Origin of the sequence: Oceanobacillus bengalensis, assembly GCF_003628445.1 — a bacterium.
Classification (GTDB): domain Bacteria; phylum Bacillota; class Bacilli; order Bacillales; family Amphibacillaceae; genus Oceanobacillus; species Oceanobacillus bengalensis.
This window is the reverse complement of sequence record NZ_RBZO01000027.1, coordinates 1-23745: the sequence shown is the minus strand read 5'-3', so window position 1 is coordinate 23745 and position 23745 is coordinate 1. Positions and strand designations below refer to the sequence as shown.

Below are 23745 nucleotides of genomic sequence, written 5' to 3'. Positions count from 1 at the left end.
CAGAGATGATTTATACTAAAACCACACCTGGTGATTATTACACGCCCGAACAGATATTAGAAAAAACGGAAAAAGCAAGTAATCATCATAGAAAGGTAGGAAATTTGAATATGAAGGCTACTGGTATTGTACGTCGAATTGATGATTTAGGGAGAGTGGTTATTCCTAAAGAAATTAGAAGAACTTTACGCATACGTGAGGGAGATCCTTTAGAGATATTTGTTGATCGAGAAGGAGAAGTTATATTAAAAAAATATTCACCAATTAATGAGTTAGGACATTTTGCAAAAGAATATGCAGAAGCATTGTTTGATTCACTTCATTTCCCTATTCTTATATGCGATCGAGATGAAGTTATTGCGGTTTCTGGTGAATCTAAAAAAGATTACTTAAACAAAAATATTGGTTCAAAAATAACAAAAGCAATTGGAAATCGTTCTGCGGTAATGGAGACAGATCAAAGTACATTAGAAATTATAGAGGGAACCGAGCTTGAGGTTAATGGTTATTGTATTAGTCCAATTATAGCAAATGGTGATCCGATCGGATGTGTAATGATTTTTTCTAAAGATGGAGACAAGCTTAGTAATGTAGAGCAGAAATCAATCGAAACAGCTGCAGGATTTTTAGCGAAACAGATGGAATAGAAGGTATGAAGGGCAAAAATCGGTTTTTTCTGGTTTTTGCCTTTTTTCTCACCTTGATTAGGCACCGCCTGCTAGGTGTGTTCTATGCTATAATAAGGGTGAATTTACGATAAAGCGGATGAACATAAAGGATTGTTTAAGAAAAGGGACGTAAACAATGGTTGAGAATGAATCGAACAAGCTAGTAAAAGGAGTATTACTTTTAACGATTGCTGGCTTCGTAAGTAAAGTATTAAGTGCGGGCTATCGAATTCCGCTCCAGAATCTAACAGGCGATGTTGGTTTTTATATTTATCAACAGGTGTATCCCATCCTAGGCATTGCAATGATGTTATCTTTATATGGCTTTCCCTCAGCTATCTCAAGGATAATTGTTGAATTGAAAGCAAAAGGAAAAGCAATTTCCTTTTCAAGCTTTTTTGTTCCTATATTTACGATACTAATTATAATAAATGGAGCTCTTTTCCTTTTCTTCATGCTTCATGCCAGCACGATAGCTAATAGGGTGGGAGATATGCATTTAGTAAATACATATCGATATGCAGCTTTTGTATTTTTAATTATTCCTTTTTTAGCGCTATTACGTGGGATATTTCAAGGGAATTATGTTATGAAGCCAACCGCATATTCGCAGGTTGGGGAACAACTAGTAAGGGTATTTATTATTATTGCAGCAGCAATAGTTGTTACTGCAAGGGATAAGAGCTTATATGACCTTGGAAATGCTGCAACATTTGCATCTATAGCAGGTGGAATTGCGGCTATTATTGTATTATCGATTTTCTTTATAAAAGATAAGCCAATACTACTAGCCAATCAGAAAGAGGTTATTCCATGGAAGGATTACATCCTAACGATTGCCACGTTAGGAATTGTGGCGACCTTAAATCACATGACGCTTTTAATCATTCAATTAGCAGATACCTTTACGTTTATGCAGGGCCTAATGGAACATGGTTTCTCGAAGGTTCAATCGATGGAAGCGAAGGGTGTCTTTGATAGAGGACAACCGCTAATTCAATTAGGGATTGTACTAGGGTCTTCCTTGGCATTAGCGCTCATTCCTTCCATTTCTAAACAGAAACTAGAAGAGGATTGGGAGACTTTTAATCAATACATAAGCAATGCTTTAACGTTTAGTTTTTATATTGCAATTGGAGCTACAGTTGGGCTAATTGCTATTTTTGAGGAAACGAACATATTATTATATGAGGATAGTAAAGGAACAATGGATTTGCGAATTCTTGTACTTTCTATTATTTTATGCTCACTTGCTATAACTGCGTCCTCTGTTCTTCAAGGCCTAGGTTATATTAAACGAACAGCTGGATTTATAATAGTAGCTTTTTTTATAAAATGGATATTAAATGAGCTACTTATTCCAATGTGGGGAATGACTGGTGCGGCAATCGCTACTGTCTTAAGCCTACTTGGGTTAGTAACCTTTGTTATGCTGGAATTAAAAAGGAAGTTACCTTCGTTGCATTTCTTCCAGCAAATAAATTGGCTTGCCCTTCTGAAGGCGACTGTCATTATGTTATTTTATATTGGCTTATTGCATGTTCTCTTGCCAGATATTGTACGCCTATCTCGTATGGAATTATTAGGTTACGTGCTATTTACCGCATCTTCTGGTGCCATAATCTACTTGTTTAGCTTATTAAGGAGTGGGGCATTTACAGAAAAGGAATTAGAAGTGCTCCCATATTCATCGTTTTTAATTCGTATCCATAAAGGGAGGAAATTAAATGGGAAAAATTGAAATTATTGGACTTGGCGCGGGTGATGTTGACCAATTATCTATCGGAGTTTATAAAAAGCTAATAAACAAATCAGCAACAGTTTATACAAGAACAATGGATCATCCCGTTATTGAATCACTAAAAGTAGAAGGAGTTGCTTTTGAAGCATTTGATCAAATCTATGAACAAGAAGCGGATTTTTCTACTGTATATGAGCGTATTGTAGCAGTATTATTGAAGAAATCAAGGGAAAACAACATAATCTATACTGTTCCAGGGCATCCGATGTTAGCTGAGAAAACCGTCCAATTATTATTGGAACAAAATGAAATAGAAGTAACAATTACTGGTGGACAAAGCTATCTAGATGACATGTTTACTGCCTTGAAAATGGATCCAATTGAAGGCTTTCAATTTGTCGATGCGACATCATTTACGCGGAGTCAGTTAGATTATCGCCACCATTTAATCTTTTGCCAGGTATATGATCGGTTTATCGCATCTGAGGTTAAACTTTCTCTATTAGAAGATCTACCTCCAGATTATAAAATAACAATTGTTCAAGCGGCTGGAAGTGAGCAAGAGAAGCTTACTACGGTTCCAATAGAAGAATTAGACCATAGTATGGAAGTGAATAATTTAACAAGTGTTTATGTGCCACCTGTACCGGATAATTTACTAAATCACACATTTACGAATTTACGTGAAGTAATGAGGAGACTAAGAGCAAAAGATGGTTGCCCATGGGATAGAGAACAGACTCATGAGACCTTACGAGAGTTTGCAATTGAAGAAGTCTATGAATTGATTGAAGCAATTAATGACGCGGATGATGAAGGTATTGTTGAAGAACTTGGCGACATCCTTATGCATGTATTACTACATAGTCAAATTGGGGAAGATGATGGTTATTTCTCGATAGATGATGTGATTCGTGGTATTACGAATAAAATGATCTATCGTCATCCACATGTCTTTGGAGACACTACTGTTCAAACATCCGAAGAAGTATCAACGAATTGGGAAGCATTAAAAAGAAAAGAAAAAGGTGAAAAGCGGAAATCGGTACTGGATGGTATTCCTAAACCTCTTCCTTCCCTCGTGAGAGCCTACCAATTACAGAAAAAAGCTGCGAAGGTTGGATTTGACTGGGACAATGTACACGATATATGGGCTAAACTTGATGAGGAAGTTAGAGAAGTAAAAGAGGCGATTGATTCTGGTGATAGCAAAGATATTGAGAAGGAATTTGGTGATGTCTTATTTGTCCTAGCTAATCTAACAAGGTATTATAAAATTAATCCAGAAATTGCATTAACACAAACGAATAATAAGTTTACTTCTCGCTTTCATTTTATTGAAGAACAATTACAAACCATGGGGAAAGACATCCGGCACACTTCATTAGAAGAAATGGATGCAATTTGGGACCAAGCAAAGGAAAGAGAGTGAAAACATTTGAGATTAGATAAATTTTTGAAAGTGTCACGACTTATAAAACGTAGAACGTTAGCAAAAGAAGTTGCTGAACAAGGTAGAATAAAAATCAATGGAAACGTAGCAAAGGCATCATCCTCTGTATCACAAGGTGATGAATTATCCATCCGCTTTGGGCAGAAGATCGTTACTGTTAAAGTGAACGATTTAAGAGAAACGGTAAGAAAAGATGAAGCAGAAACATTATATACGATTGTTAAAGAAGAAAAAGCTGAATAAAGTTCTATACTTGTCCCTCCTTTCATAAATTAGTAATGAGATAAGGAGGGCGTTTTTTATGAATTATTATGATAATAAGGAAAACGTAACACGGGCACAAACTGACCATTACGTTAAATTAAACAATCGGCGCAACCTTGAAATTACAGGGGTTAAAGAAGTAGATAGCTTTGATAATGAGGAGTTTTTATTAGAAACGGTCATGGGTTATCTAATTGTTCGTGGCCAAAATTTGCAGCTTAAGAATTTGGATGTTGGAGAAGGAGTAGTAACAATAAAAGGCAAAATTTATGAGCTTTCCTATGTGGACGACCAAGGGCAGGAGAAAGCTAAAGGATTCTTTAGCAAGTTATTTAGATGACGCTTAGTGTACAATTTCTAACGATGATTACAATGGTTCTAAGTGGCCTATATTTAGGGGTAGTTTTAGAAACCTTTCGTCGTTTTACAATATATTGGAAGAGGAAAATTGTCCTAACGTACTTCTTGGAAGTTTGTTTTTGGCTGACACAGACATTGATTATTTTCTATGTTTTATATCGAATAAATGCGGGTGAGATTCGCTTCTATGTCATTCTTGCTTGTCTATTAGGTTTTTCTATTTATCAAGTATTTGCAGCGAAGTTGTATAAGGCATTATTAGAGCAAATCATTCGTATAATTGCTGCAATATACAGGTTTTGTGAGAGACTCGTACAAGTACTTATTATTACCCCAGTTATATGGATCGTTATGGCTTTAGTTACTCTCCTTTTAGGGATTTTTAGATTACTTAGTAAAGTTCTATTATTTACCTTAAAGCTTCTATTTGCTCCTATCTGGTGGATTTTAAAAGGGATCTATAACCTTCTGCCTCAAAAAATAAAAAATTATTTTCTTCAAATTGCAGGATTTTATAGTAAAATGAAGAATATAGTTAATAAATGGTTGAAGGAAATTAGGCCGAAGAGGAGGTAGGAGCTTTGTCTTCTCGGAAAGAAAAAGCGGTTACTAGAATAGATTCAAATTATATGCAGCAATATGATGTATACATAGAGCGACAAAAAAGGAAAAGACAACGGTTAATACGTCGATTGGTTTTATTTTCTCTAATAACACTAATTGTCTTGGGAAGTATGGCAGGATACCATCTTCAACAACGGGCTGTTTATGCAGAAAAGGTAGAGGAATACGAACAACTTGAAGATACGTTAGCTGACTTAGAACATGAGGAATTATTGTTAGAAGAGGAAATCGAGCTACTTCAAAATGAGGATTATATATTAGATATCGCTCGAACGAATTACTTCTTTTCTAAAGAAGGGGAGCTAATTTTTAAGATTCCCGATGAATCCCCGTCTTATTGACACTTTCCTAAGTTGTTTAATATACTATAAGTGAACTTTATCTAATCTTTAAGGAGGAGCATTTTTTTTATGTCAATCGAAGTAGGCAGCAAGCTGCAAGGAAAGGTAACTGGAATCACTAAATTTGGGGCTTTCGTAGAGATTGAAAAAGGAAAAACGGGCTTAGTTCATATTAGTGAGGTTGCTGAGAACTATGTAAAAGACATTAACGATCATCTAAAGATCGGTGACGAGGTTGAAGTAAAAGTTATAAATGTCGAAAAGGATGGTAAGATTGGACTTTCCATTAAGAAAGCGAAAAGCAACCCCCGTCCAGTACGCCAAAAAAATCCAAAGGAACGTCAGGAGAATTTTGAGGCAAAGATGAATCGTTTCCTCAAAGACTCTGAAGATCGTTTAGCTTCTTTGAAGAAGCACACGGAATCCAAGCGTGGAGGTCGAGGTGCTAAAAGAGGGTAGAAGCCTGCTGTCTATATACTTGTCAATGCTCTAGAATATATGAAAAAAGAAACAGGTACTTGTATCATTGCAGCTACCTGTTTTTTGTGTTTAATTTTAATTCAGAATAGTGTAGCTCTCGCTCATGTCTATTAATGTTATGTGCTGCCAATCGCTCCAGCAGAATACTTCGCTTTCCACGGGCACGGCCTCAGCCCCCTCGTGACGCCAAGAACGCTTCTTCCTGGTCTTCGGACACGTGCTTTTCCCGTAGGACAAGGAAGGCTACGACAGCGTTACATCGCACGAAGAAAATTGGTTTGTATTTTCGAGGAGTCTTCGTATTCTGCCTCCGCTATGATAGTTGTTCTAATTAAGTTGAGTTTATATACCATGAAATCACGTTTTAGATAGTTGTTTTCTGTAATAAACAGCACAATTTAAGATTTATAAAAGTAGAGCAGATTCTTAGTGGAGGAAACACACGAAGACTCCTACGGGAGGACAGGCCTAGGTGAGACTATGGAGTGCGACAGCACGGAGTAGGCTCACCAGCCGCCCGTGGAAAGCGAAGTGTGTTTCCGGAACGACGTGCTTCACACAATACTGAATTAAATATATCCACTCTTTACATCAACTATTAGCTAAATTTAAAAGAGCAACGACGTTCTCTATAATATATAACAAAAAACCTATTACCATATTGGTAATAGGTTTGTTCATGATAGCGGCGGAGGGGATCGAACCCACGACCTCACGGGTATGAACCGTACGCTCTCGCCAGCTGAGCTACGCCGCCAAATTGTGACACAAGAAATATCATACATCATTAGAATGTATCTGTCAATAAGAAAACCAAACACATAAACTTTGAAATGTTAGTAATAGTGTAATTAATTATAGGGGACAATTCGCCATAACAATTTGTCATTCGCCAAATATAACATTCTAGTAAAGGAAATATCTCCCCATTATTTTAGGATAGACAAGTTATCTCATGCTTCTATGTAGAAATTTGCTTATTGCATAGAATAGCGTCGAACGATTTTTAGTTCTTACTCTGTTGTTTTGACAAAAAAATTATGCATATTATGTTTTACTTATGTGAAAAAGATGGGAGAGGATAGTATGATGAGTTCGATTACGAAAGTAGATACAAGGGGACTTAGCCTTGAGAAAAATAGACAAGCAGAGAAACTACGAAACAATATATCTGCTAAACTGCGAATTATATTTTTTGAGAAAGGGTTGTTATTTTTCCTTGTTGGGTTCTTATTAGGACGGGCTATTATTTTATCTGAAGTTTCACCCTTCTCGGTAGCATTTATTGCAACAATATGGTTTATGCATAAGGAGAAAACCTTTAATACAATGTTGGCAATCCTTTTAGGGGCATTGAGCTACTCCCTTACCCATAGTATATTCATCTTTATCGCAATGATAGTATTTATCTTTATGGCAGCACTGTTTAAAAATAAAAGTAACCAACAGATCCTTATACCGTTATTTGTATTCTTATCGACTTCCCTTTCACGAATATTTTTATATTCCTTGAATAACCAATTAACATCTTATGAATGGATGCTTTTAGCGGTCGAAGGTGTGCTTGGTGCTGTTCTAGTATTAATCTTTATGCAAAGTATTCCATTAATATCACCAAAAAGATATAAACCCACATTAAAAAATGAAGAGATTGTCTGTTTGATCATCCTCATCGCGTCCATTTTAACTGGAGCAATCGGTTGGCAGTTCTATGGTGCGCAGATAGAGCAAGTATTTTCACGATACTTTGTATTAATATTCGCCCTTATTGGCGGTGCTTCTATTGGGTCTACTGTAGGTGTTGTAGCTGGGTTAATCCTGACACTTGCGAACGTAGCTAACCTCTATCAAATGAGTTTATTAGCCTTTTCAGGGCTTTTAGGAGGGTTACTGAAAGAAGGAAAGAAGATTGGTGTGTCAATCGGTTTATTAGTAGGAACCTGTTTAATAGGAATCTATGGAGGTTCTGCAAATCTATTACCATCCATATTAGAGTCATCCATTGCAATTCTTTTATTTTTGGTAACGCCAGCTGCATGGTTCAGGCAAATATCGCGATATATCCCAGGAACAGAGGAATATAAGAATGAACAAGAGAGGTATTTGCAAAAGGTAAGGAATGTAACTGCAAAACGTGTCGAGCAATTTTCGGGGGTGTTCAGTGCTTTGGCAAAAAGTTTTGATACTGTTGACACGTCAAGCATTGACGAAAATGAAAAAAGGAAGGAGACGGATTACTTTCTAAGTCAAGTTACAGAACGGACATGTCAGACTTGCTTTATGAAAGATCGTTGTTGGCAAAAGGAATTTGATACTACTTATTCGCTAATGGAAGAAATGAAGGGGGATATTGAAAGGGAGGCACAACCAAATCGAGTGGTAATGAGAGAGTTTGAGAATCATTGTGTGAAATCGAAGAAGGTAGTAGGAGTGATGAAGGAAGAGATAACCTTATTTGAGGCCAATCGTAAACTAAAACAACAGGTTTTGGAAAGTAAAAGACTAGTAGCAGATCAATTACAAGGTGTGTCGGAGGTCATGGGAGACTTTGCAAAGGAAATTGTAAAAGAAAGGCAAAACCATGATCATCAAGAAGATCAAATCATTCATGCGTTAAAGCATATGGGAATAGAACTAGAAAAGCTAGATATCTATTCGCTAGAGAAGGGAAATGTTGATATTGAATTGACAGCTTCTTTTTATAATTATCATGGGGAGGGAGCAAAATTAATTGCTCCAGTTATATCGGATATCCTAAATGAGATGGTTATTGTAAAACAAGAAGAAGTTTCTCCATTCCCAAATGGGACAAGTTATTTGGCTTTTGGTTCTGCGAAGGAATTTGTTGTATCAATTGGTGCAGCAAATGCGGCAAAAGGAGGTGGAATTGTTTCGGGTGATAGTTATACAACCATTGAACTTGGGGCTGGGAAGTATGCAATGGCAATTAGTGATGGAATGGGTAATGGAAAACGTGCACGTGAAGAAAGTGTAGAGACATTAAGACTACTGCAGCAAATTTTGCAAACAGGTATTCCAGAGAAGGTTGCGATAAAATCTATTAATTCCATTCTAGCGTTACGGACGACGGATGAAATGTTTGCTACGTTAGATTTGGCTATGATTGATTTGCATAATGCATTTGTTCAATTTTTAAAGATTGGTTCAACCCCGAGCTTCATTAAACGAGGGGATAGTATTATTAAGGTAGAAGCTAGTAATCTACCAATCGGAATTATTAAAGAATTTGATGTTGATATTGTTAGTGAACAAATGATGTCAGAGGACCTGTTAATTATGATGAGTGATGGCATATTTGATGGCCCAATGCATATTGAAAATACCGATATATGGATGAAACGAAAGTTAAAGGAAATGACAACTTCAGATCCGCAAGAAATTGCAGATTTATTGTTAGAAGAGGTTATTCGAACAAAATCTGGACAAATTGATGATGATATGACAGTTTTAGTAGCGAAGATCAATAAAAATAAACCAAAATGGTCGGCAGTACCAGTCTATGGCCAAAAGGCTTTGTAGGTACGAGTGAATTATGGGTCCATCACTTTTCTGTTTCCAGCTTCAGGGGCATGCGGCTCGTGACGTAAGCAATAGACACTTCGAGTATCACCCCCTTTGTTCTACGGTCTCTTGCTTACGCATGTCGCCGCAGATCGAGCCCCTTCAACTTTTCTTTGTATATTCTGCTGGTTTTTGGGTAATGATGCTAGTGGGATTATAAGGGAGGCGTTGTTGTGAAAAGTGGGACATTAAAGCAGGTTTTATTGATAACGGATGGTTGCTCAAATAAGGGTGAGGACCCAGCAGCAGTTGCTGCAATTGCTTATGAACAAGGATTGACGATAAATGTCATCGGAATACTAGATGATGGCCAGACGGAAGATGTTAGTGGCCTAAGAGAAGTCGAGGATATTGCCCTTTCTGGCGGTGGAGTAAGTCAAATTGTTTACACTGAATCATTATCACAAACGGTACAGATGGTTACGAGGCAAGCAATGACACAAACGATACAAGGATTCGTAAATAAGGAACTTAAGCAAATTCTAGGAAACAACCAAACAATAGAAGATGTGGACCCAGAGAAACGAGGGGAAATCATGGAGGTTGTTGAGGATATTGGGGAGACAAGTGATTTAGAAGTACTAGTTCTAGTTGATACAAGTGCAAGTATGCATGATAAACTTCAAACTGTTAAAGAATCTCTCATTGATTTATCTATTAGTCTGAACTCTCGAATTGGTAAGAATCGATTTTGTATTTATTCTTTTCCTGGGAAAAGAAAAGACATTCAAAAGGTATTCGATTGGTCACCGAAACTAGACTCTATTTCTGCTGTTTTCCCTAAACTTACTAGTGGTGGAATTACCCCTACTGGTCCAGCCTTACGCGAGGCAATGTATCAATTTAGTAAGAAGAGTCTTCTAAGGAGTTTAAGAAATGAAGATGAACCAGGCAGAGAAGAAGCATGATCTTCTTTTAAAACCTGGAATGGTTTTAAAAGGGAAGTGGCATAATAAACGCTACGTGATAAAAAGAAAGCTAGGAAACGGTGCAATTGGAACAGTTTATTTATGCGAAGTGGGCGCGAAGTTAGCTGCCCTCAAAATAAGTGATAAAGGTACTTCTATGACAGTGGAAGTAAATGTGCTGAAGTCTTTACAGAAGGTCCAAGGAAGTCGTCTTGGACCTTATTTACTGGATGTGGATGATTGGGTATCAACCTATGGGAATACGTATTCCTTTTATGTAATGGAGTATTTAGATGGTCAGTCAATTAGTACATTTATTAAGGATAATGGTGATGTATGGGTTGGTGTATTTATGCTTCAATTACTAGAAGACCTTGAACAACTACATCAATCAGGTTGGGTTTTTGGTGATTTAAAACAGGATAACCTTATTGTGACGTCTGCACCACCGAGGTTAAGGTGGGTAGATGTTGGCGGTACGACACAAATAGGGAGGGCAATTAAAGAATATACCGAGTTTTACGATAGAGGGTATTGGGGAATGGGTACTAGAAAAGCAGAACCTAGCTATGATCTGTTTAGTCTTGTTATGGTATTTCTAAATATTTACTACCCTAGGAGGTTTGTTAGGAGTAAGTCAGGCTCACCATCCGATAAGCAATTATTTAAAAAGATTGATGATGTCAAAGTATTAGCACCATATCGATATATACTTAAGAATGCTCTAATTGGTAACTATCAGTCTAGTGCTGAAATGAAAGCAGAAGTAATGAACGTTGTACACCGAGCGCAGAGAAAGACTAGATCACAAAGGCAAGCAAAAGCGAAAACAGCTAATAAAGTTCCTTTCCTCATCGAAACGGCTGGAATCACCTTGATTGCATTCATCTATTATCTTATATCTATTTTTATATAAGATAAGCCTCTCTTATAGAGGGACAGCAGTTTCTATATGTTGTGAGGTTTATTGATTTCACTATATAATAGGGATAGAAAAGGAAACCTAGTTTGGTAAGTTACTGGAGATGGCTATATGAATCAAGATGTCTTACAATTTATTAGAAAACATCAACTTTTAACAAGAAATATGACCGTATTAGTTGGTGTATCTGGTGGTCCCGACTCGATGGCATTGCTACATTTTTTAATATCTCTACAAGAAAAGTGGAATTTAACAGTAATTGCTATTTCTGTTGACCATCAACTTCGGGGAGAGGAATCCTATCAAGACTTAGTATATGTAAAGGATATGTGTGAAAAGTGGAACGTTCCATTTGTTGGGAAATCCATCGATGTCCCTGCTTATAAAATAGAGAATAAGTTGGGAACTGAGATAGCTGCACGAGAACTGAGGTATCAATTTTTTCAGGAACAGATGAAGAGACATGATGCGGATATACTTGCATTGGGTCATCATGGTGACGACCAGATAGAGACAATGCTTATGAGACTGACCCGCTCAGCGACATCAAGTAATTTTTCTGGAATCCCTGTGAGGCGCCCTTTCCATAAAGGTGAAATTATAAGGCCGTTTTTAAGTGTAACAAAAGCGGATATTATGGCGTATTGTAGTGATCATCATATTATTCCAAGAATAGACAACAGTAATTTTGATACGACTTATACGAGGAATTTTTTCCGGAAAAATATACTCCCATTACTAAAAGAGAGGAATCATAATGTTCATTCTACCATACAATACTTAAGTGAAACCCTTTACGAGGATGAGGTATATTTGCAAGAAATGGCAAGGGATTTAGTTAAAGGTGCTGTTCATTTTGATTCTAAAGAAAGGACTGCTACATTCCAAATTGATATGTTTACAAGAGGTGCCCGTGCTTTACAAAGACGTGCCTTTCATCTAATATTAAAATATCTATATAAGGACATACCTAAGGATTTATCCTATGTACATGAGGTACAGTTTTTCGATTTAATGAAAAGGAATAATGGGAACGTTCAAATAGATTTCCCATTACGATTAAAGGTAGAGAAGTCCTATGGTGCTATCGTATTTTACTTCCTTTCTGAACACTCCGTTGCCCCTTCTTTACACCAAACTTTGGATGTGCCAGGGAGAGCTACGTTTACAGATGGCTCATCCATAACCGCATGTTTTACGGATAGGAAAGAAACCCATGATGACGATGTTTATTATTGCAACGTTGATCAGACTGTTTTCCCATTACATATAAGGACAAGAATCCCTGGGGATAGAATGACATGGAAGGGATTAAACGGTACGAAGAAGATAAAGGATATATTTATTGATGCTAAGATACCAAAAAAAGAACGCGATAATTGGCCGATTTTAGTAGATAATAAAGATCAGGTATTATGGATAGTTGGATTAAAAAAAGGACAACCCGCTTTAAATCGAGAAGAGGATGGACCTTGGGTTAAATTATATTATGAAAAAGGCCAATTGTAGGAGGATATAATGCAGAAAGATAACATACACAATGATATAAAGGAAATATTAATTACAGAGGAAGAAATCCGTAGTAAATGTAAAGAGTTAGGGAAACAATTAGCAGAGGAATACGATGGTAAGTTTCCACTTGCGGTAGGGGTTCTAAAGGGAGCTATGCCGTTTATGTCGGATATATTACGCTATACTGATTGTCACGTTGAAATGGATTTCATGGATGTTTCAAGTTATGGCAATGAAATGCGCTCAACAGGAGAAGTTAAGATTGTTAAGGATCTTAATACACAAGTTGAAGGTAGAGACCTAATTATTATTGAAGACATCATTGATAGCGGTTTGACATTAAGCTATTTGGTTGATCTATTTAAGTACCGTAAAGCGAAATCAATCAAGATTGTTACATTATTAGATAAACCAGAAGGGCGTACAACGGAATTGAAAGCTGATTTGGTTGGATTTAACGTTCCTAATGAGTTTGTGGTTGGGTACGGATTAGATTATGTAGAAAAATATCGTAATTTGCCCTATATTGGTGTATTAAAACCAGAGGTTTATGGTGGATAATAACATTTTAATTTTTAGTGATTACGATGCTTAATATCGTTACAGATAATCGCTGTTAATGATTATATTTTAACCCGTATTTTATTCGTGAATTATTAAGCTGAAATAGTTGTAATCCCAGTTTTTCATATGGTACGATGAACTATAGTTTTCCCATTTAGGGAGGAGGTACGTAATGAATAAGATTTTTCGTAATGTGTTCTTTTGGGTACTTATTTTCTTTGTTGTTATAGGCGTTATCGGAGTATTCAATGGACAAGGTGAAGAGAGAGAACAATTAGATGTTCAACAATTTATGGTCGCCTTAAATAATGGCGAAATTGAAGAATTGATCTTACAACCAGCACATGGTATCTATCGTGTTACAGGTGAGTTGAGAGATGGAGGGCAACCGTTTGTTGCTCAATTACCAGATAATACAGATATTATTGCTCAAGTTACAGAATCCGCAAGAGAGCAAAGTGTTCTAAATGTAATTGAGGAAGAAAGACCAAGCCCTTGGCTTACCTTTTTAACAGGCATACTTCCATTCTTACTAATCGGTTTATTTATCTTATTTATTTTTAGCCAAGCTCAAGGTGGTGGCGGCGGTGGCCGTGTGATGAACTTTGGAAAAAGCAAGGCTAAAATGTATACCGAAGAAAAGAAAAAAGTCCGATTTACAGATGTTGCAGGTGCAGATGAGGAAAAACAAGAGCTTGTTGAAGTTGTTGAGTTCTTGAAAGATCCTAGGAAATTCTCGGCGGTTGGTGCACGTATACCAAAAGGGGTACTACTTGTTGGACCTCCTGGTACAGGTAAAACATTGCTTGCACGTGCAGTTGCTGGAGAAGCAGGGGTACCATTCTTCTCTATTAGTGGTTCAGACTTTGTTGAAATGTTTGTTGGGGTTGGTGCATCCCGTGTACGTGATTTATTTGAAAATGCGAAGAAAAATGCTCCATGTATTATATTTATAGATGAAATTGATGCAGTGGGTCGTCAACGTGGTGCAGGACTTGGCGGTGGTCATGATGAACGTGAACAAACGCTTAACCAATTGTTAGTTGAGATGGATGGTTTTGCTGCAAATGAAGGAATTATCATCATTGCTGCAACAAACCGTGCTGACATACTAGATCCAGCATTATTACGTCCAGGTCGTTTTGATCGTCAAATAGCAGTTGAGCGTCCTGATGTAAATGGTCGTGAAGCCGTACTTAGAGTACATGCTAAAAATAAACCACTTGATGATTCAGTTGATTTAAAGACGATTGCAATGCGGACTCCAGGCTTCTCTGGTGCTGATCTAGAGAACTTATTAAATGAAGCGGCACTGGTTGCTGCTCGTGATAATCGTAAATCGATTAATAAATATGACATTGATGAAGCAACAGATCGAATCATTGCTGGTGTTGCTAAGAAGAGTAGGGTAATCTCCCAGAAGGAAAGAAATATCGTAGCTCACCATGAAAGTGGCCATACGGTTATTGGTATGGTACTTGATGATGCTGATATGGTACATAAGGTTACGATTGTACCTCGTGGTCAAGCTGGTGGATACGCAGTTATGTTACCGAAAGAAGACCGTTACTTCATGACAAAACCCGAATTATTCGATAAAATTACCGGCTTATTAGGTGGTCGTGTAGCGGAGGAAATAATATTTGGTGAAGTAAGCACTGGTGCTCATAATGACTTCCAACGTGCTACTAACATTGCAAATAAAATGATTACCGAATATGGTATGAGTGATAAAATTGGTCCACTTCAATTTACAAGTGGTGGTGGAGGAAACGTATTCCTCGGCCGGGATATACAAAATGAACAAACCTACAGTGATACAATTGCATATGAAATTGATAAGGAAATGCAGAACTTTATTAATTATTGTTATGACCGTGCGAAGAAGATTCTTACGGAACATAGAGAGCAATTGGAATTAATAGCACAAACGCTTCTTGAAGTGGAAACGTTAGATGCGAAACAAATAAAATCCTTGTTCGAGGAAGGAAAGCTTCCTGAACCAGATGTTACAGAAAAGGATGTTAAAGTTAACATTCAATCAAAAGAAGAGGAAGAAGTAAACACTTCTTTTGAAGAGGCGAAAGAGTCTAAGGAAGAGGAAGAAAAGAATTACATTGATGACCCTATTATGGGTGATAAGAATTCCTCGGACGATGAAAAGAATAAATAATTAAAAAAGGCAGCCACATTTCATCGTGGCTGCCTTTTGGTCATCAATCTAAAGTGTGGTATATTTAGAAAATAACATGTTATATGTGTGTTTTTTACCTTTTATGAAAGGCAAGGGAATAGAGATGCTATTTGTTTTAGATGTTGGTAATACAAATATGGTTTTAGGTGTATTTGAACAAGAGCAGTTAAAGTATGAATGGCGAATTAAAACGGATAGATATAAAACAGAAGATGAATACGGTATGTTAATAAAGTCTCTGTTTGATTATAAAGGAATTCACTTTTCAGATATAGAGGGTGTTATTATATCTTCAGTGGTTCCCCCAATTATGTTTGCACTTGAAAAAATGTGTAGGGACTATTTTAAAATGGAGCCCTTGATTGTTGGGAAAGATAATACGAAAGAACTTCTAAATATGAATTATAATAACCCGAAGGAAATTGGTGCAGATCGCATAGTGAATGCGATTGGAGCAATTGAGGCGTATGGAGCGCCACTTATCGTTATAGACTTTGGTACAGCAACAACTTACTGTTATATTAATGAGAATAAGGAATATTGCGGAGGTATTATAACACCAGGAATGAATATCTCGATGGAGGCATTATACAGTAATGCATCAAAACTTCCGAAAATAGAGATAGAATCACCTGAACAAGTAATTGGTACGTCAACAGCCCAGGCGATGCAATCTGGTATTTACTTTGGTACAGTTAGTATGGTTGATGGATTAGTAAATCAAATAAAAGCACAAGAAAAGGTAAAACCTAAAGTGATAGCAACAGGTGGATTAGCAAAATTAATTGCAAAGGATTCAACAACGATTGATATTGTGGATTCCAATTTAACCTTGAAAGGCTTGTATTTAATTTATCAAAAGCTAAATGGCGAATATAGGAGATGACATGATGAACGACTATTTAATTAAAGCTACAACTTATAATGGAATGATACGTGCATATGCAGCTACAACGACAAATTTGGTAGAGGAAGCTCGTAGGCGTCAAGATTCATGGGCAACTACATCGGCAGCTTTAGGAAGAACACTTACGATTACCGCGATTTTGGGAGCGATGTTAAAGGGAGAAGATTCCCTTACTGTTAAGGTAGAAGGGGACGGACCAATTGGTGCAATAGTTACAGACGGTAACGCAAAAGGACAAGTTCGCGGGTATGTTATTAACCCGCATATTGACTTTGAGTTAAATGATAAAGGGAAACTAGATGTCAGTCGTGCGGTTGGTAAGCAAGGGAAAATAAGTGTGATAAAAGATCTAGGGTTGAAAGATTACTTTACTGGAGAGGTTCCGATTATTTCTGGGGAAATAAGTGAGGATTTCACATACTATTTAGCAACATCTGAACAAATACCTTCTGCTGTTGGTGCTGGAGTACTTGTTAATCCTGATCATACTATTCTTGCTGCTGGTGGTTTTATCGTACAAGTAATGCCTGGTGCGGATGAAGAGGTTGTTGGTCACTTAGAGAATCAGATTAATCAATTTCCTGCTATATCAAAATTGATACAAGATGGATATACACCCGAGCAAATACTACAGCGTTTATTTGAGGGTCAGGAAGTAAAAATACATGAACAGCTACCCCTTGAATTTAGGTGTAAATGCTCTAAGGAAAGAATCGCTAATGCGATTGTTGGCTTAGGAAATGATGAAATACAAAGTATGATTGATGAGGATCATGGAGCGGAAGCAACATGTCACTTCTGTAATGAAAAATATACATTCACAGAAGTAGAGCTGGAAGAGCTGAAACAATAGTGAAAGGGAGTACGGTTTCATGTCAAGAAAATTACTACTTGCTATTATTGTTGTTCTTCTAGTCACAAATATTGCTTCCATTCTTATTATGAGTAATGAAGGCAGTGTTGATGTTGATGATATAGAAGGTAAGAAAGTGAATGTTAAGGATGCTGTAGCCACAATAAATGATGAAGAAATCACCTATGAAGAGTGGATAAACACATTAAAAGGTTCTTACGGGAAAAGTCAATTACAAGCTATGATAGACCGATTTGTTGTTAAGCAATTAGCTGAGGAACGAAATATACAGATAGACGAGAAAGTAATTGAAAGGGAAATTGCGTTATTAACTACAATGCAAGGTGTTGTGTCTGAGGAAAGTAGAGAGAAAATGGAAGCTAGATGGCGCGATGAAATAATTTATCGTTACCAATTAGAACAACTATTAACCATGAATACAGATATCTCTGAGGAAGAATTGAGGCATTTTTATACGATCAATGGAGATCAGTACAACTTTAACTCGGCAATGCAAATCTCTCATATTCTTGTTGATACCTTTGATGCAGCTGAGAAGGTAATGCAAGAATTGAATGATGGAGCAACTTTCTCCTTACTAGCAAAGGAGTATTCGAATGATGAAGAAACAAAGGATGACGGTGGTTATCTTGGTTTTATACACACCAATAGTCAGTTTTTCCCAAATGGATATGAAGATGTAGCTGCAGAAATAGATGAATATACGTATAGTGAGCCATTTCAGTCCGATAATGGTGTAGCAATTATCTATCTTCACCGTAAATTGCCTTCTATCAATTTCACCTATGAGGAAATGAAGCCATATGTTAAAAGTGAATTAGCATTACAGGAAGAAAAACAGTCCCTACATGCAAGAAGTCTGTGGGAAGAATTAGATATCAATTGGATATATGATGAATAAAAACCTGTATTATGACTTACGTTTCAGTTGACAAAATTCCGAAAAAAACATATATTAACCTTATTAGAATACTTGGAATTAAAAGAGGAGGATATATAATGAGAGTAGCAGATTCAATTACAGGTTTAATTGGGGAAACACCGATAGTAAAACTAAATCATGTGGTAGATGAGAATAGTGCAGATATTTATGTGAAACTAGAGTTCTTTAATCCTGGTAGTTCTGTAAAAGATCGTATCGCCTTGGCAATGATTGAAGCGGCAGAAGAAGAAGGCATATTAAAAGAAGGAGATACCATCATTGAACCTACAAGTGGCAACACTGGTATTGGTCTAGCTATGGTAGCAGCTGCGAAAGGATATAAGGCGATTTTTGTTATGCCTGATACAATGAGTTTAGAGCGTCGTAATTTATTACGTGCATATGGAGCGGAATTAGTTTTAACACCAGGTGCCGATGGAATGAAAGGTGCAATTGCAAAGGCAGAGGATTTACAGAAGGAACATGGTTATTTTATGCCACAACAATTTAATAACCAAGCGAATCCAGAAGTCCATGCACGTACTACTGGTAAAGAAATAGTTAAACAAATGACAGATGGATTGGATGCATTTGTATCTGGAGTTGGAACTGGTGGTACCGTTACTGGTGCTGGAAAAGTATTAAAGGAAAATTTCGATGGGATAAAAATATATGCAGTAGAACCTGCCGCATCAGCAATTCTTTCTGGAGAATCTCCAGGTCCACATAAAATTCAAGGACTTGGGGCAGGTTTTATACCAGAAACATTAGACACGAAGGTATATGATGAAGTAATTACTATTGAAAATGAAGTTGCATTCGAAACATCTCGTGAGGTTGCGAAAACCAACGGAATTCTTGGTGGGATTTCTGCAGGTGCGGCAATTGCGGCAGCTAAAAAAGTTGCTAAGCAATTAGGTAAAGGTAAAAAGGTGCTTGCGATTTTCCCTGATAATGGTGAACGATATTTATCAACGCCTCTTTATCAATTTGAAGACGATAAATAAGAATGTAATAAAAGGATTAGCACTCGTGCTAGTCCTTTTATTATGCTTCGTTAGAATACTTTAGAGTAAGTTCGATAATATATGGTACGATATATAGGGAAATTGCATGAGGAAGAAGGTTGGGAAATTTATGATATTAAAGACTGCTACAAAAACATTAAATTTAAATGAACGAACACATATCATGGGTATATTAAATGTTACTCCAGATTCATTTTCAGATGGTGGTAGCTATACAACCATTCAAAGGGCTGTAGATCAGGCCATAAAGATGAAGAAGGAAGGTGCCGATATCATTGATATTGGTGGAGAGTCAACACGACCGGGTCATGCGCCCGTTTCTGTTCAGGAGGAGATAGACCGTGTTGTACCAGTGATTAAAGCTATTAAAGAACAGGTAGATATACCAATATCAATCGATACATATAAAGCGGAAACCGCCCGATATGCAATTGGGGCTGGGGCAGACATTATTAATGATGTTTGGGGAGCGAAAAAAGATCCGAACATTGCAAAGGTAGCTGCAGAATTAAATGTACCAATTATATTAATGCATAATCGAACCAATGAATCGTACATATCGCTTATTAATGATATGAAGAATGATTTAGAGGAAAGTATTGAAGTTGCCTTAAATGCCGGGGTGTTAAAAGAAAATATCATTATCGACCCTGGTATAGGCTTTGCGAAATCAGCAAATGAAAATCTAGTCGTCATGAATCACTTAGAGAAGTTTGTAGAAATGGGCTATCCTTTCTTACTTGCAACGTCACGCAAGCGCTTCATTGGGAGTGTGCTGAATATAGCCTCACCTAAAGAAAGAGATATTGGGACAGGTGCTACTACATGTTTAGGGATTGCAAAGGGTGCCCATATCGTACGTGTACATAATGTGAAGGTGAATAAGGAGCTCGCGATCATGATGGATGCGATGCTTGGTAAAAGGGGCGATATAATTGGATAAAATTACATTAAGTAAGATGCAATTCTACGGTTATCACGGACTGTTTCCTGAAGAAAATCGGTTGGGACAGCGATTTAACGTGGATGCTGAACTGTTTCTTGATTTGAAAAATGCTGGCGTGTCGGATGACATGAATGATTCTATTCACTATGGACAAGTTTATGAAATAATAAAAGAAATTGTTGAGGGAGAAGCTAGTAATTTGATTGAAGCAGTTGCAGAACGTATTGCCAATAAACTATTAGGAACTTTTGATTTACTAACTGCTTGTACAGTACGCTTAACGAAACCGAATCCGCCAATTCCAGGTCACTATGAATCAGTAGCGGTAGAAATCTATAGGGAGAAAACATCATGAACAACAGGGCATATTTATCCTTAGGAACAAACATTGAACCTAGATTGAACTATTTAGAGGATGCAATTATATTTTTAGAAAAGCATGAAGACATTGTCGTTGCAAAGAAGTCAACCATCTATGAAACGACACCTGTTGGGTATTCGGAACAGGATGACTTTTTAAACATGGTTATTGAAGTAAGAACGTCACTTTCTTCGATGGAGCTTCTCGATTATTGTCAACGGGTAGAATTGGAATTAGGAAGAACCCGAGAGATAAGGTTCGGACCAAGAACAATAGACCTTGACATTCTAATATTCAATAAAGAAGATAGTACAGCAGAAAGATTGACAATACCCCATCCCAGAATGCATGAACGCGCTTTTGTGCTTATACCCTTAGAGGAGATTGCTCCTGATATTTTAATACCCAAATGGTGTAGAAGTGTGAGTGATATGATAAAGCAGTTACTAGAATCAGATATAAAGGGTGTTAGAGAATGGACGCAGCACGAATCGGTAGAAGAATAAAGGCATTCAGGAAATTAAAGGGGTATACGCAAATCGATTTTGCTAGGGAAGTAGGTCTTTCCATTACGCTAATTGGAAATATAGAAAGAGGAACGAGAGAAGTAAACAATGAAATATTAGTTCATATAGCAGCGGTTTTAGGTATATCTGAGGAAGAACTAATAGTAGATGGTGTGAACAAGAATGGCTATTGAGTTTGAAAATCTTGGTATTGAAAGAGGAGCGTTTGTGGAAACTGCGCATTTTATAAATTAAAAATACGAAAGCAGAAATCACAGCTATCAATATCGGATACCTAGTACCTGAGGGAACGATGGTAGAAGCTGGTGCATATGTCCTAACAGTTCATGCTAGAATAAGGAAACATGTATGAAGGGTATGCTGATTGGGATATAATTAAACAAATGAAGTAATCTGTAAGCATTTCGTAAATCAGAAATGGGTATGTTGATAAATTAGAAGTAGAAAGTAAAGCTTCGTAATTTTCACCTGAATAATGGAATATTAGGCGATACCGATGCGTGTTATTCTATAAAGAGGTCATCATTATTGAATGTCAATCTGTCAGTTACATGCTGGCAGTTTTTTGTTTGATTGTTGGCATGGGGTTGTGAACATATCTTATACATCCCTCGTTAAGTGTTACATACTTTAAATAAATCATGATTTCTTATATACTTACATTTATATAAATGACTGGAGGGCTTTATTGTGTCTGAAGAATTAAATGAGCAAATGCTTGTAAGACGTGACAAATTGAAAGATTATAGGGAAAAAGGGCTTGATCCATTTGGTGGGAAGTTCGATCGTACTCATGTAGCGAAAGATATATTTGATGCATATGAATCATTAACCAAAGAAGAATTAGATGAAAAAGGCGAACAAGCTACAATAGCAGGTAGAATAATGACGAAGCGTGGAAAAGGAAAAGCCGGCTTTGCACACATCCAGGATCTGAGTGGACAAATTCAGATTTATGTACGTAAAGATGCTATTGGTGATGAAGCTTATGAAGTATTTAAAACAATTGACTTAGGTGATATTGTTGGAGTGAGTGGTGATATATTCCGAACAAATATGGGTGAATTATCTATTAAAGTAAATGAATTTCACTTATTATCAAAATCATTACGCCCATTACCTGAGAAATATCATGGTTTAAAAGATGTTGAACAACGTTATCGCCAAAGATACTTGGACTTAATTACAAATATGGAAAGTAAACAAACTTTTATTCAACGAAGCAAAATTATCCAATCTATGCGCGAGTATTTAAATGGAAATGGGTATCTTGAAGTGGAAACGCCAATGATGCATAGTATTCCTGGTGGTGCAGCAGCGCGTCCGTTTACTACACATCATAATGCATTAGATATACCGTTATATATGCGAATTGCGATTGAGTTACATTTAAAACGACTAATCGTAGGTGGTTTAGAGAAAGTCTATGAAATTGGTCGAGTATTCCGTAATGAAGGGGTATCAACTAGACATAACCCAGAGTTTACAATGATTGAACTATACGAAGCATATGCTGACTATAATGACATTATGAACCTAACAGAAAACTTAGTTGCTCACATTGCAAAAGATGTAATAGGAACTACGAAAATAACATATGGTGAAAATGAAATTGATTTGGAGCCGAAATGGGCAAGAATTCATATGGTTGATGCGATTAAAGAGCAAACTGGAGTAGACTTCTGGAAACAAGTGAGTGATGAAGAAGCGCGAGCACTTGCAAAAGAACATAATGTAGAAATCCGTGATAATATGACTTATGGCCACGTTGTAAATGAATTCTTTGAACAAAAAGTAGAAGAAACATTAATTCAACCAACATTTATTTACGGTCATCCAGTAGAAATTTCTCCACTAGCGAAGAAAAATAAAGAGGATGAGCGATTTACCGATCGGTTTGAGTTGTTCATTGTTGGACGAGAGCATGCTAATGCATTCAGTGAATTGAATGATCCGATAGACCAACGCGAGCGATTTGAATCACAGATGAAGGAAAGAGAAGAAGGAAATGACGAAGCGCATCTATTGGATGAAGACTTCCTCGAAGCCTTAGAATATGGCATGCCTCCTACTGGTGGTTTGGGAATCGGTATTGACCGCCTTGTTATGTTACTTACTAACTCACCATCGATACGTGATGTCTTATTATTCCCGCAAATGCGTAACAAATAAATAATTAATGATCCTCATAGGAAAATCCTGTGGGGATTTTTTATTGATGTTTTATATTTATGAATATGGGTATTATATAAACGAATAAAGGTATTAAAATATTTTTTTTAAAACACTTGATTTTAAATTGTATACATGGTAAAGTAAATTACGTTGTTCCGACAAATTACGACAATAACATAAATGACATATTAAAAAAGTTTTAAAAAAGAGTTGACATTATAAACTCAAGTATGTTATATTAATAAAGTCGCCATTAGGAAACGACGAAACGAATTGCTCTTTGAAAACTGAACAAAACAACCAGTATGATTTATTATACAAAAGAAACGCTAGTTTCTTTCTATAGAAGGTAACACTTCTAAAAGCTAAGACTCGTCTGATTAATTGGTGTT

Annotated in this window: 23 protein-coding genes and 1 tRNA gene; 23 read left to right on the top strand and 1 reads right to left on the bottom strand. The window is 36.7% G+C overall.

Features of this window, described 5'->3' with window-relative positions:
• Window positions 1-110 precede the first annotated feature (110 nt).
• The 8 genes from spoVT to D8M05_RS15180 all read left to right on the top strand — a co-directional run bounded on the left by spoVT (window position 111) and on the right by D8M05_RS15180 (window position 5910).
• Window positions 111-647: a stage V sporulation protein T gene (gene spoVT, locus D8M05_RS15215; RefSeq protein ID WP_121133290.1), complete on the top strand. Its 537-nt coding sequence runs from the start codon at window positions 111-113 to the stop codon at window positions 645-647.
• Window positions 648-804: 157 nt separating this feature from the next.
• Window positions 805-2409 (top strand): putative polysaccharide biosynthesis protein, encoded by a 1605-nt coding sequence (locus tag D8M05_RS15210; protein WP_121133288.1) that lies wholly within the window; start codon window positions 805-807, stop codon window positions 2407-2409.
• Entirely contained in the window at window positions 2396-3841 is a 1446-nt protein-coding gene (gene yabN / locus D8M05_RS15205) for a bifunctional methyltransferase/pyrophosphohydrolase YabN (RefSeq protein ID WP_121133286.1), read from the top strand. The genes D8M05_RS15210 and yabN overlap by 14 nt, the downstream gene beginning before the upstream one ends.
• A 6-nt stretch (window positions 3842-3847) precedes the next feature.
• Window positions 3848-4105 carry an RNA-binding S4 domain-containing protein gene (locus D8M05_RS15200; RefSeq protein ID WP_121133285.1) on the top strand — a complete coding sequence of 86 codons (258 nt, stop codon included), beginning with the start codon at window positions 3848-3850 and terminating at the stop codon, window positions 4103-4105.
• Between the two features lie 58 nt (window positions 4106-4163).
• Complete coding sequence (yabP, locus tag D8M05_RS15195) at window positions 4164-4466, top strand: sporulation protein YabP (protein ID WP_121133283.1); 303 nt, start codon at window positions 4164-4166, stop codon at window positions 4464-4466.
• A complete protein-coding gene (gene yabQ, locus D8M05_RS15190) occupies window positions 4463-5062 on the top strand; it encodes a spore cortex biosynthesis protein YabQ (protein WP_121133281.1) in 600 nt (199 codons plus the stop codon). Before yabP ends, yabQ begins: the two co-directional genes overlap by 4 nt.
• Window positions 5063-5115: 53 nt before the next feature.
• On the top strand, window positions 5116-5451 hold the full coding sequence (locus tag D8M05_RS15185) for a septum formation initiator family protein (RefSeq protein WP_121133365.1): 336 nt from the start codon (window positions 5116-5118) through the stop codon (window positions 5449-5451).
• Between the two features lie 69 nt (window positions 5452-5520).
• Entirely contained in the window at window positions 5521-5910 is a 390-nt protein-coding gene (locus tag D8M05_RS15180) for a S1 domain-containing RNA-binding protein (protein ID WP_121133279.1), read from the top strand.
• A 704-nt stretch (window positions 5911-6614) separates the two neighbouring features.
• On the opposite strand, the gene D8M05_RS15175 is transcribed toward D8M05_RS15180, so the two are convergent.
• A tRNA-Met gene (locus tag D8M05_RS15175) sits at window positions 6615-6688 on the bottom strand.
• 329 nt (window positions 6689-7017) lie between these two features.
• Here D8M05_RS15175 and spoIIE point away from each other — a divergent pair.
• The 15 genes from spoIIE to lysS all read left to right on the top strand — a co-directional run bounded on the left by spoIIE (window position 7018) and on the right by lysS (window position 23350).
• Window positions 7018-9471 (top strand): stage II sporulation protein E, encoded by a 2454-nt coding sequence (gene spoIIE / locus D8M05_RS15170; RefSeq protein ID WP_121133277.1) that lies wholly within the window; start codon window positions 7018-7020, stop codon window positions 9469-9471.
• Between the two features lie 215 nt (window positions 9472-9686).
• Window positions 9687-10421, top strand: a complete 735-nt coding sequence (locus tag D8M05_RS15165) for a vWA domain-containing protein (protein WP_121133275.1) — start codon at window positions 9687-9689, stop codon at window positions 10419-10421.
• On the top strand, window positions 10390-11337 hold the full coding sequence (locus D8M05_RS15160) for a protein kinase domain-containing protein (RefSeq protein WP_121133273.1): 948 nt from the start codon (window positions 10390-10392) through the stop codon (window positions 11335-11337). Before D8M05_RS15165 ends, D8M05_RS15160 begins: the two co-directional genes overlap by 32 nt.
• A 117-nt stretch (window positions 11338-11454) precedes the next feature.
• On the top strand, window positions 11455-12852 hold the full coding sequence (gene tilS / locus D8M05_RS15155) for a tRNA lysidine(34) synthetase TilS (RefSeq protein WP_121133271.1): 1398 nt from the start codon (window positions 11455-11457) through the stop codon (window positions 12850-12852).
• A gap of 24 nt (window positions 12853-12876) precedes the next feature.
• Window positions 12877-13416: a hypoxanthine phosphoribosyltransferase gene (gene hpt / locus D8M05_RS15150; protein WP_121133363.1), complete on the top strand. Its 540-nt coding sequence runs from the start codon at window positions 12877-12879 to the stop codon at window positions 13414-13416.
• Between the two features lie 175 nt (window positions 13417-13591).
• Window positions 13592-15592, top strand: coding sequence for an ATP-dependent zinc metalloprotease FtsH (gene ftsH / locus D8M05_RS15145; protein ID WP_121133269.1), 2001 nt, complete (start codon window positions 13592-13594; stop codon window positions 15590-15592).
• 124 nt (window positions 15593-15716) lie between these two features.
• Window positions 15717-16499, top strand: a complete 783-nt coding sequence (locus D8M05_RS15140; RefSeq protein ID WP_121133267.1) for a type III pantothenate kinase — start codon at window positions 15717-15719, stop codon at window positions 16497-16499.
• 4 nt (window positions 16500-16503) lie between these two features.
• Entirely contained in the window at window positions 16504-17373 is an 870-nt protein-coding gene (gene hslO / locus D8M05_RS15135) for an Hsp33 family molecular chaperone HslO (RefSeq protein WP_121133265.1), read from the top strand.
• 19 nt (window positions 17374-17392) lie between these two features.
• Window positions 17393-18295 (top strand): peptidylprolyl isomerase, encoded by a 903-nt coding sequence (locus tag D8M05_RS15130; RefSeq protein WP_121133263.1) that lies wholly within the window; start codon window positions 17393-17395, stop codon window positions 18293-18295.
• Between the two features lie 98 nt (window positions 18296-18393).
• Complete coding sequence (gene cysK / locus D8M05_RS15125) at window positions 18394-19323, top strand: cysteine synthase A (protein WP_183072819.1); 930 nt, start codon at window positions 18394-18396, stop codon at window positions 19321-19323.
• 130 nt (window positions 19324-19453) lie between these two features.
• Window positions 19454-20287: a dihydropteroate synthase gene (gene folP / locus D8M05_RS15120; protein WP_121133359.1), complete on the top strand. Its 834-nt coding sequence runs from the start codon at window positions 19454-19456 to the stop codon at window positions 20285-20287.
• Window positions 20280-20645, top strand: a complete 366-nt coding sequence (gene folB / locus D8M05_RS15115; protein ID WP_121133261.1) for a dihydroneopterin aldolase — start codon at window positions 20280-20282, stop codon at window positions 20643-20645. The genes folP and folB overlap by 8 nt, the downstream gene beginning before the upstream one ends.
• Window positions 20642-21157: a 2-amino-4-hydroxy-6-hydroxymethyldihydropteridine diphosphokinase gene (gene folK, locus D8M05_RS15110; protein WP_121133259.1), complete on the top strand. Its 516-nt coding sequence runs from the start codon at window positions 20642-20644 to the stop codon at window positions 21155-21157. The genes folB and folK overlap by 4 nt, the downstream gene beginning before the upstream one ends.
• Complete coding sequence (locus D8M05_RS15105; protein WP_121133257.1) at window positions 21127-21351, top strand: helix-turn-helix domain-containing protein; 225 nt, start codon at window positions 21127-21129, stop codon at window positions 21349-21351. Before folK ends, D8M05_RS15105 begins: the two co-directional genes overlap by 31 nt.
• 517 nt (window positions 21352-21868) lie before the next feature.
• Window positions 21869-23350: a lysine--tRNA ligase gene (lysS, locus tag D8M05_RS15100; RefSeq protein WP_121133255.1), complete on the top strand. Its 1482-nt coding sequence runs from the start codon at window positions 21869-21871 to the stop codon at window positions 23348-23350.
• Window positions 23351-23745 lie beyond the last annotated feature (395 nt).